Source organism: Actinomycetota bacterium, assembly GCA_035540895.1.
Taxonomy (GTDB): Bacteria; Actinomycetota; JAICYB01; order JAICYB01; family JAICYB01; genus DATLFR01.
The window spans coordinates 1-7572 of record DATLFR010000225.1 but is presented as its reverse complement, the minus strand read 5'-3'; the positions used below and the strand labels follow the sequence as shown (position 1 = coordinate 7572).

The following is a 7572-nucleotide window of genomic DNA, read 5'->3' as shown; positions in this document are numbered from 1 at the left end:
GTCGGGGACCCGGACGGGTCGGGGCGTGCGAGGCGCGACGTCGTGGTCGTCCGCGGCGACCGGACCGCCCCCCGCGAGCGCGACGAGAGCGACGACGGCGGCCGCGGGCGTGACCGCCCGGACCCTTCCCCTGACCTGCACGTCACCAGCCTGCCTCAAGCGCCCACGTCCCGTCGAACGTCTGAGACGGGGTGCTAGGATGTGGCGGTCCGGGTCCCTCCGGGCCCTCGTGGACGCTCCGGGCGCACGTTCGATGGATGAGGCAGCCCAGGAGCGACGAGGACCACACTTGAACATGAGCGACACGGAACACGCCCCCAACGAGACACCCCCGGCCGAGGACGCACCGAGCTTCGAGTCCCTCGGCGTCATAGAGCCGATCCGCCGCCGCCTCAGCGAGCGCGGCATCGAGGCGCCCTTCGCGATCCAGGCCCTGGTGATGCGCGACGCCCTCGACGGACGCGACATCCTCGGCAAGGCGAAGACGGGCTCGGGGAAGACGCTGGCCTTCTCGATCCCGATCGTCCAGCGGATGCGCGAGGGGGTGTCCGGCACGCAGGCCCTGGTCCTCGTCCCGACCCGCGAGCTCGCCTCCCAGGTCGCCGACGAGCTACGGGCCATCAGTGGTTCGTCCGCGAAGATCGTCTCCGTGTACGGGGGAGCGGGGATGAAGGAGAACCTGCGCGACGCCAAGGGCGCGCACATCCTCGTGGCCACCCCCGGGCGGCTGATCGACCTGCTCGAGCGGCGGGCGGCCGACCTCGGGAACGTCCACATGCTCGTCATCGACGAGGCCGACCGGATGGCCGATATGGGGTTCCTGCCGCAGGTGGCCCGGATCCTGGGGTACGTGCCGCGGGACCGTCAGACGATGCTCTTCTCCGCCACCCTCGACGACCAGATCATGGGCCTCATCGCCCAGACCACCGACCCGGTCCGCCACGAGGTGGCCAACCAGCAGGTGACCGTGGAGGGGGTCGAGCACCACCTCTTCGAGGTGAGGCAGATGGACAAGACTGAGGTCCTGATCTCGGTCCTGCGCCGGGCGCCGCGGGACCTCACGCTGGTTTTCACCCGTACGAAGGCGCAGTGCGACCGGCTCGCGAAGTCCCTCTCCAAGGCCGGTCTGGACGCGCTCGCCATCCACGGCGACCTCCCGCAGGCGGCCCGCGAGAAGGCCCTGCGCAGGTTCGAGAACAAAGAGGTGGACGTGCTCGTCGCCACCGATGTGGCCGCGCGCGGCCTGGACATCGAGGGCATCACCCATGTCGTCAACTACGACCCGCCCGAGGACCACAAGGCGTACCTGCACCGCATCGGGCGTACCGCCCGTGCCGGGCGGGCCGGGGTAGGCATCACGCTCGCCACCTGGCAGCAGCGCGACGACGTGGAGCGGATAGCCAAGCGCCTCCACCTGCGGCCGCACATCGTCGAGATGGTCTCCTCCGACGACCGCTTCGAGAAGATCGGCAGCGGCGAGCTCGAGCACGCCCGGCCGCTCTCCACCACCGAACGCCGGGCCGAGGCGAAGGACGTGTACCGCAAGCTGGCCCGCCGGCGTCGTCGGTAGCGCTCCCCTCGGGGGGCTAGCCCTCCCGCCCCAGCAGCTTCGAGACCTCTTCGGCCTCCGATCGCGCCTCGGCGGCCGCGTCCGCGTCGCCGGCCGCCTCGTGGACAAGTGCCAGAGCCCGCAGCGCCTCCACCACCCCCTCGTCCAGGCCATCCTGACGCGCGAGCGCCAGCGCGTCGGCCAGCCTGTGCCGGGCCGACCCCGGGTACCCCTCGTCGAGCTCGAGCAGCGCGAGCGCCACGGTCGCGTGCACGAGGGCGCGCGAGTCGCGTGACCGCCGCGCGCGCGCGATGGTCTCCTCGATCCGGGCCCGGGGGTGGGGGGATGGGTCGGTCATCTGTGTGTACCCGCACCGCTAGCATGACCCGAACGCGACCCGGTGAGAGCCAACCGGGAGCCGGCGGGGCCCGGTCCCGACGGCGGAACGAGAGAGCCGGCCCGCAGGCCGGCTCTCGAGATCGGTATCCGTGCCCGACTTACGGGATGAGGTCCCGCGTGGGCGGCGGGTCGTCGCGGTCCTGCTGGTCCCGGTTCACGCAGACCGCGTTCGCCGGGTTGCTCGTGACCGTGACCCGTCCTTCGACGGCGCCGATGATGTAGCGGAACGGCATGTAGAACCGCACGTGCGGGTCACCGTTGCCGTCGGCCGAGACGTAGCCGTCGTTGTAGTAGTAGGTCACGTACGGGTCGCTCGTGCTCCCCACGCGCACGTGCCAGTTGTTGAAGGTCGGGTCGTCGGCCCTCAGGTCCGGGTCGTGCGGACGACCGGGATGGGGGCCCTTGTTCACCTCGGGCTTCGGCGTGCACCGCGCCTGGGCGTGGGCGGGGGCGGCCAGAGCGGTGGCGCCGAGGGCGACCGCGGCTGCGGTGACGACGGCGGCGATGCGGCGGGTCATATCCCCTCCTAGGTTCGTTCGGAAGCCTCGACTAAGCGTTCTGCGTCGGGGTGCGGAGTCCTGCTCGCGCGTTCGACGCGATCGCGTCGCAGATCGGCTCCCAGAGGGGGGCGGGGAGGTCGTGTCCCATCTCGGGGAAGGTGACGAGCCGGGCGTGGGGGATGGCTTCGGCGAGCCTGTGTCCGTTCGAGACCGGGACGAGGCCGTCCGCCTCGCCGTGCACGACGACTACCGGCATCGCGAGGCCGCTCAGCTCTGCGAGTCGTCCCGGCGTGGCCACGATCGCGGCCAGCTGGCGGGCGAACCCCTCGGGGTGCCAACCCCGCTCCCACGTCCGGACGGCCAGCTCGCGTACGCGCTCCGGGTCGGCGAGCTCGCCCCGGCTCCCCACGACGCGATGCGCGTGCAGGAGCTGCTCGATCCGGGCGTCGAGGGTCCGGGCGCGGGGGGTGGTCAGGACCGCGGCGGCCTCCGGCGCCGGGGGATCGGCCAGGTCCCGGCCCGGGTGGGTCATCACGAGGCCCAGCGAGCGCACGCGTCCGGGGTGGTCCAGGGCGACGAACTGGGCGACGACGCCGCCGAGCGAGGCTCCGACCACGTGGGCCTCGTAGATGCCCAGCGCGTCCAGCAGGCCGACGGCGTCGGCGGCCATGTCGTGCAGCGTGTAGGGGGGCGGCTGGGTGCGTTCGGACACGGCCCGCAGGTCGGGGGAGCCGAGGTGGCTCAGCACGGTCGACCTCCCGACGTCGCGGTTGTCGTAGCGGATCACGCGCAGGCCCCGGTCGGCGAGGAGCGTGCAGAACCCGTCCGGCCATGAGATCGACTGGGCGCCGAGGCCCATGATCAGGAGCATCGGCGGATCGGCCGGGGAGCCGATCTCCTCGTAGCAGATCTCGAGTCCGCCCACGCTCGCGAAGCGCTCGTCCATCACAGGGCCTCCAGGTCCAGGCTCCGCCACAGGTACCACGACGCCGCCGACCGGTGCGGACGCCAGGGCTCGGCGATCTCGGCCATCGCCGCCGGCGTCGGCTCGATCCCGTAGACGCGCCGCACCGCGTTGCGGATGCCGAGGTCGGTCACCGGCCAGACGTCGGGGCGTCCGAGCTTGAACATCAGGAACATCTCGGCGGTCCAGCGCCCGATCCCCCGGACGGCGATCAGCTGGGCGATCACCGCGTCGTCGTCGAGCCGCGACATCCGGTCCAGTCGCAGGGAGCCGTCCGCCACCCGGCGGGCCAGGTCCTTCGCGGACGCCGTCTTCGCAGCGGACATGCCGACCGCCCTCATCTGCGCCTCGTCCATCGCCAGGACGTCCTCCGGCCGCAGCCGCCGCTGGTCGGCGTGCAGGGCGACGAGCCGTCCCCAGATCGTCTCGGCCGCCTTCGCGGACAGCTGCTGCCCGATGATCGCTCGCAGCAGCGTGGTGAAGTGGTCGCCTCGGGAGCCGGGTCGGAGCCCGAGAGGCCCGACCGCATCGATGACGTCGCGCATGACGGGATCGACTCGGCGCAGGTGGGCGATGGCAGCTTCGCCGTGGTGGGACACGGCCTACCTTAGCCACCTCGGAAGGGGGCCGGGTCGGCGCGTCGAACCCCAGGGTGACGCCCACCCGGGGGGAGACTTGCGACCAGCACGAGCCGCGGCCATCGGAGCCGTCTGCGCATACGCGATCCTGACCACCGCCGCCGTGGCTGCGCCCGCGCCCGGCGTCCGCCTCCGCGGCACCCTCCGGGTCTTCCACGCCGATGTCCTCCCCGCGGGGAGCGTGCACCGGTACGCGGTCGAGGGGGACGACGGCTCGTTGACCGAGGTCCGTTTCCGCGAGGCTCCCCCGGCCGCGGTGTCCGGGGCCCGCGTGGATCTGACCGCGGCCCCGGCGGGGAGGCGGACGGCCCCGCTCGATGCGACCGGATGGTCCCTGCTCGAACCGGCTCCCCCCGGGGAGCCGGTCCTCGGGGAGCGGGGAGTCCTCGTCGTGGTCCTCGAGCCCGGGCGTCCGGGCCCGGTCGTGACGACGGAGGACGCGAGGGAGGCGGTGTTCACGGGAGACCGGTCGGCGGCCGCGTTCTACGCCGAGGCCAGCGGATCGCGCGTGACCCTGGGCGGGATCGAGGAGGCCAGCGGTGATGTCGCCGGTCCCTACCCGGCGTCCGACAACCGGGACTGCGACCCCTGGCATTGGTCCGCCGAGGGACGCGCGGCGGCGCGGGCGGACGGCTACGACGTGGACCGCTACCACCACCGGGTGTACGTCGTGTCCGGGCACCCCTCGTGCGGCTTCATCGGCATGGGTGAGGTCGGGGGCGGCGACTCGTGGGTCATCGGCGACCCGCGGGCGGGCGTCGTGGCGCACGAGCTGGGCCATAACCTCGGTCTCGGCCACGCGGACGGCCTCGAGTGCTCTGCGGGCGGGAGCCGGGCCCCGGTCGACGGGTCGTGCCGCAGCGTCCCCTACGCAGACCCCTTCAGCGTCATGGGTCTCGGCGCGGGAGCCGAGATGGACCTCGACCACCCGCGCCACTTCCACGCCCAGCAGAAGCAGCTGCTGGGGTGGCTGGAGCCCGGGCAGGCCCGGTCGGTGACCGACGACGAGGTGGTGCCTCTGCACGGCGACACCACGCTCCTCATCACGGTGCCCGGCGAGGAGACCGACCACCTGATCGAGTACCGGCGTCCGCTGGGCGCCTTCGATGACTTCGATGAGGCAGATCCTGTCGCGACCGGACTCTCCGTGCGGCTCGCCCCGCACAGGAGCCTCCCGACGACGCATCTCGTCGACGCGACGCCGACCACCCGCGGTTTCCGGGACGCTCCGCTCCCGCGCGGGGACGTGCTGGACGATCCCCTCCGGGGCGTTCGGGTGCTGTGGCGGACCACCCCGGAGCCCGCCGCCGTGATCACCTTCCCTCCCACGCGTCCCGCTCGCCTCCGTGAGACGGGCAGGGGGGAGGAGGGGGTCTCGCTCAGCTGGGATGCGTCCGCCGACAACGTCGGGGTGGCTGCGTACGTCGTGCGGCGCGACGGTGTGGAGATCGGTAGGACCGAGGTCGAACATCACGTCGACGAGGGATGGGTGCCCGGATCCGTGTCCACGTACACGGTGGAGGCCCTGGACGGCGCCGGGAACGCATCGGTGCCGTCCGCCCCGCTGGTGGTGGACAACGAGGCGCCGTCCGTCCCGGCGCGGCTCAGGGCGAGGGCGGTCGACATCGGTTCCGTCGCGTTGCGTTGGGACCCGGCGCACGACCGTTCGGGGGTCGCGGGCTACGTCGTGTACCGGGACGGCCAGGCGATCGTCACCGTCGAGGGGACCGACCACACCGACACCGGACTCCGACCGAACACCGTGTACCGCTACAGGGTGGCCGCGTTGGACCGGTCGGGCAACACGTCGCCGCTCTCCCGCGTGGCGAGGGTCCGGACGCCGCTCGCCTGCGCGAGCTACGCGGAGCGGGCCGTCTGCGCCTGATCCGCCGCGCGCCGGACGGCGGGGAGCCACCGCGGGGTCCGCGGCCCGGTCACCAGGCGAACGCCTCGGGGGCCGGACCGTAACCGGGGAAGATCTCGTCCAACGCCTGGCAGGTCGGTCCGTCCAGCTCGACCTCGACCGAGCGTAGGGAGCCGTCCAGCTGCTCCTTCGTCCGGGGGCCGATGATCGGCGCGGTCACCTGGGGGCGTCCGAGCAGCCACGCGAGAGCGACGTCGGCCGGCTGCTCGCCCAGCTCGGCGCAGAGCTTCTCGAACCTCTCGAGCTTGCTGCGGTTCGCCTCGACCCCCTCCCGGACCCGCTCGGAGGCCCGGCGCCCTTCCGACGCCTTCGCGAGCGCGCCGCCGAGCAGACCCCCGGCGAGCGGACTCCACGGGATGATCCCGACCCCGTACTCCTCGGAGGCAGGGAGCACCTCCATCTCGACCATGCGCGCGTTGAGGTTGTACAGGCACTGCTCGGAGACGAGACCGAGCATGTTCCGGCGGCGCGCCTCCTCGTTGAACCGAGAGATGTGCCACCCCGCGAAGTTGGAGGAGCCGACGTAGAGGACCTTGCCCTGCGCGATCAGGATCTCGAACGCCTGCAGGATCTCGTCCGTGGGCGTCTCCCGGTCGATGTGGTGCATCTGGTACAGGTCGATGTGGTCGGTCTGCAGGCGGCGCAGCGACTCGTCGCACGCCCGCCGGATGTGCAGCGCCGACAGCCGGCGCTGGTTCGGCCACCGGTCGGTGCCCATCCCTCCGAAGACCTTCGTGGCGATGACCGTGCGCTCACGACGGCCGCCTCCCTGCGCGAACCAGCGCCCGATGATCTGCTCGGTCACCCCCTCGCCCGGCTGGCCCCCGTACACGTTGGCGGTGTCGAAGAAGTTGATCCCGACCTCGTGGGCCCTGTCCATGATCGAGTGCGCGTCGTCCTCGTTCGTATGGGGGCCGAAGTTCATCGTCCCGAGGCATAGACGGCTGACCGTGACTCCGGTGCGTCCGAGCTTCGTGTAGCGCATGGGCCCTCCTCGTCGCGTGGGGCCAGTCTATGCAGTGAGCGCGGGAGCCCCGCGGGGTCGGCTCCCGCGCCCGCGCGCGGCCCGGCTCCCCCGCCTCCCGCGTCGTGCGGGCCCGGGCTCCGCGCGGCCCCGCCTAGCGGACGAGCCGGGACATCCGACGGTCGGCGAGGATCTTCCCACCCGTCTGGCAGCGCGGGCAGTACGTCACCTCGTGCGACTCGTAGGACACCCGGCGCAGGTCGTCGCCGCACTCCGGGCACGGCTCCCCATAGCGGTTGTGCACCACCCAGTGGTCGCCGATCTTCGTCGGGAGCCCGCCCGTGCGGGCCCGCTCGGCCTCGAGCCCGTCCGCGAGCACCGCCCGCGTCGCCTCGAGCAGCTCATCCCTCTTCGCCGCGTCGAGCGATCTCAGCGATGCGAACGGGGAGACGCGCGCGCGGTGCAGGATGTCGTCGGTGTACCCGCGCCCGAGTCCGGACACCGTTCGCTGGTCGCGCAGGACCGTGTGGATCCTCCGGTTGTCGTCCGACGTCCGGATCAGCTCATCGAACCCCGGGCTCCCCGGCTGGGGCCCGAGGACGGACATCGGACCCTCGTCCCCCTCGGCCAGCAC

8 protein-coding genes are annotated in these 7572 nt (G+C 72.5%); 2 read left to right on the top strand and 6 right to left on the bottom strand.

What is annotated here, in order from left to right; genetic code table 11:
- Window positions 1–295 precede the first annotated feature (295 nt).
- Window positions 296–1570 carry a DEAD/DEAH box helicase gene (locus tag VM840_12435; protein ID HVL82387.1) on the top strand — a complete coding sequence of 425 codons (1275 nt, stop codon included), beginning with the start codon at window positions 296–298 and terminating at the stop codon, window positions 1568–1570.
- Window positions 1571–1586: 16 nt separating this feature from the next.
- Here the strand turns inward: VM840_12435 and VM840_12430 are convergent, their stop codons facing one another.
- From VM840_12430 to VM840_12415, 4 genes are all read right to left on the bottom strand, one after another.
- On the bottom strand, window positions 1587–1907 hold the full coding sequence (locus VM840_12430; protein ID HVL82386.1) for a hypothetical protein: 321 nt from the start codon (window positions 1905–1907) through the stop codon (window positions 1587–1589).
- A 139-nt stretch (window positions 1908–2046) separates the two neighbouring features.
- Window positions 2047–2466, bottom strand: a complete 420-nt coding sequence (locus VM840_12425; protein ID HVL82385.1) for a hypothetical protein — start codon at window positions 2464–2466, stop codon at window positions 2047–2049.
- Between the two features lie 31 nt (window positions 2467–2497).
- Entirely contained in the window at window positions 2498–3394 is an 897-nt protein-coding gene (locus tag VM840_12420; protein HVL82384.1) for an alpha/beta hydrolase, read from the bottom strand.
- Window positions 3394–3957, bottom strand: coding sequence for a DNA-3-methyladenine glycosylase 2 family protein (locus VM840_12415; protein ID HVL82383.1), 564 nt, complete (start codon window positions 3955–3957; stop codon window positions 3394–3396). Before VM840_12415 ends, VM840_12420 begins: the two co-directional genes overlap by 1 nt.
- A 130-nt stretch (window positions 3958–4087) precedes the next feature.
- On the opposite strand from VM840_12415, the gene VM840_12410 reads away from it, so the two are divergent.
- Window positions 4088–5935 (top strand): hypothetical protein, encoded by a 1848-nt coding sequence (locus VM840_12410; GenBank protein ID HVL82382.1) that lies wholly within the window; start codon window positions 4088–4090, stop codon window positions 5933–5935.
- A gap of 49 nt (window positions 5936–5984) precedes the next feature.
- Here the strand turns inward: VM840_12410 and VM840_12405 are convergent, their stop codons facing one another.
- Both VM840_12405 and VM840_12400 read right to left on the bottom strand, forming a co-directional pair.
- Window positions 5985–6959 (bottom strand): aldo/keto reductase, encoded by a 975-nt coding sequence (locus VM840_12405; protein ID HVL82381.1) that lies wholly within the window; start codon window positions 6957–6959, stop codon window positions 5985–5987.
- A gap of 133 nt (window positions 6960–7092) precedes the next feature.
- A partial coding sequence (locus tag VM840_12400; GenBank protein ID HVL82380.1) for a zinc finger domain-containing protein occupies window positions 7093–7572 on the bottom strand: 480 nt, incomplete at its 5' end.